This window comes from Spiroplasma sp. hyd1 (assembly GCF_016082235.1).
Taxonomy (GTDB): domain Bacteria; phylum Bacillota_I; class Bacilli_A; order Mycoplasmatales; family Mycoplasmataceae; genus Spiroplasma; species Spiroplasma poulsonii.
The window spans coordinates 1-2528 of sequence record NZ_JXYY01000088.1 but is presented as its reverse complement, the minus strand read 5'-3'; the positions used below and the strand labels follow the sequence as shown (position 1 = coordinate 2528).

Here is a 2528-nt window from a genome sequence, read left to right as displayed (position 1 = left end):
AGTTTTTAAAATAAATTCACTTGCACCTTGAAGAGCCTAATGCTATCGCAAATTTATTTATAAAGTGACCATCTCTATTTTTATTGTCGTTCGATGTTAACCCTGCACTTATTACGACTATCGCTTTTTAAAGCGTCTATTTTATTACTCACGGATTTTATACCGATTTGTTAGAACACATATATTAAATTGTAAGATTGTTTAAAAATAAAAAAAACAACCCTAATAAGGGTCGATTTTTTTGTCCTATTTCATCGTTTATTCTACAAATGGTAATAAAAGGACAAAAGATATTTAATTTTATTAATAGTTTTAAAATGTTATGTCGGAATATTTAACAACTATTTTTTTACGGTATAGTAAAATAAAGAATGAAGTAATTTTTAAATTACTAAATTCTTTATTTTTTTTATAAATTTAAATAATTATTTAAAATAAAAAAACAAACTACAGTTTGTTTTTTTCTGTTTCTAAGACAAAAACACTTGCATTTATTAATAAAATTTGTTAAATATATTATTGGCAGTTACATATGCCATTTGCTAAAATTATAAATAAGGAGGGATTTTTGATGATAAAACCATTAGGCAAAAATATTGTCTTAGCAAAAGAAGAAAAAGAGGAAACTTTTATTAATGGAATTTATTTACAAGAAGATGAGAAAAGCAAAAGTCATATCGGAAAAATAATTGCAATTAGTACCGAAGTTGAAAAAGAACAAGCATTTGAAGGAAAAATTAATAATAAAGTTCTTTATCGTGAATATGCTGGAACCGAAGTTGAATATGATAATAGAAAATTAGTTTTAATTTCTATCGAAGATGTTTTAGCTATTATTGAATAATAGACTTTAAAGGGGGAATCAAATTATGGCAAAATCAATTAAATTTTCAGAAGATGCAAGAATGATGTTAATTAACGGAATTAATAAATTAACTGATACTGTTAAAGTAACATTAGGACCAAAAGGAAAATATGTTTTATTAGAAAAAGAATATGGTTCACCATTAATTACAAATGATGGTGTTACTATTTCAAAAGAGATTGAATTAAGTAATCATTTTGAAAATATGGGAGCAAAATTAGTTGCTGAAGTAGCAAATAAAACAAATGATGTAGCTGGTGATGGGACAACAACAGCAATTGTTTTAACACAAGCAATTGTTAAAGAAGGATTAAAAAATATTACTGCTGGAGCTAATGCGGTAGCAATTCGAAATGGAATTGAAAAAACAGTTAAAGCAATTGTGGAATTATTACAACAATCAGCAAAACAAATTAAGACTAAAGCAGAAATTGCTCAAGTTGCTAGTGTTAGTTCAAAAGATCCAGAAATTGGTAATTTAATTGCTGAAATTATGGAAAAAGTTGGTAATGATGGTGTTATTACAATTGAGGAGTCAAAAACAATTGATACTGAATTAAGTATCACCGAAGGATTACAGTTTGATAAAGGTTATTTATCACAATATATGGTAACTGATAGTGAAAAAATGTTAACAGAATTTGAAAATCCTTATATTTTAATTACTGATAAAAAAATTAGTAACATGAAAGAAATTTTACCAATTTTAGAAAAAATTGTTGAAGAAGGACGACCATTATTAATTATTGCCGATGATGTTGATGGTGATGTTCTACCAACATTATTACTAAATAAAATGCGTGGAGCATTTAATATTGCTGTTGTTAAAGCACCAGAATTTGGTGATAATCGTAAAAACTTATTAGAAGACATTGCTATTTTAACTAAGGCAAAATTTGTTAATGATGAATTGGGAATGGATTTTAAAACATTAACTTTAGATGATTTGGGAACAGCAAAAAAAGTAATTGTTTCAAAAGATACAACAACAATTATTGAAGGCGGTTGCAAAAAAGCTGATTTAGAAGCACGAAAAGAGTTTATTCGTGGTCAAATTAAAAGTGCAACTTCATCATTTGAACAAGAAAAGTTACAAAAACGTTTAGCAAAATTAGCAGGCGGGGTTGGAATTATTAAAGTTGGGGCACCAACCGAAACGGAAATGAAAGAGAAAAAACTTCGAATTGAAGATGCATTAAATTCAACAAAAGCCGCAGTTGAAGAAGGAATTGTTGCTGGTGGGGGAACTGCTTTAGTTCAAGTTGGACATAAATTAACTAATTTGAAATTAAATGAAGAGGAAAAATTAGGATTAAATATTGTCTTACGAGCAATTGAAGAACCAGTTCGTCAAATTGCTGCTAATGCAGGGGTTGATGGTTCAATCATTATTAATAAATTAAAAGACCAACCTAATAATGTTGGTTATAATGCTGCAACAAATGTCTGAGAAGACATGATTACAGCTGGAATTGTTGATCCCGTTAAAGTAACAAGATATGCCTTACAACACGCTGGTAGTGTTAGTGCATTATTGTTAACAACAGAAGCAGTTGTGGTAAATGACCCAGAAGAAAAACAACCAAAAATACCAAGTTATCCCGATTTAGGAATTTAATTAACAAGAATTTTATTTCAACAAAAGACAAGTTTTACTTGTTTT

At 28.1% G+C, this 2528-nt stretch carries 2 protein-coding genes; both read left to right on the top strand.

Features of this window, described 5'->3' with window-relative positions; all coding sequences use genetic code 4:
* Positions 1 to 571 precede the first annotated feature (571 nt).
* Positions 572 to 844: a hypothetical protein gene (locus tag TS70_RS06270; RefSeq protein WP_198049742.1), complete on the top strand. Its 273-nt coding sequence runs from the start codon at positions 572 to 574 to the stop codon at positions 842 to 844.
* A gap of 25 nt (positions 845 to 869) precedes the next feature.
* Positions 870 to 2483: a chaperonin GroEL gene (gene groL / locus TS70_RS06265; RefSeq protein WP_127093221.1), complete on the top strand. Its 1614-nt coding sequence runs from the start codon at positions 870 to 872 to the stop codon at positions 2481 to 2483.
* The last annotated feature ends 45 nt before the right edge of the window (positions 2484 to 2528 follow it).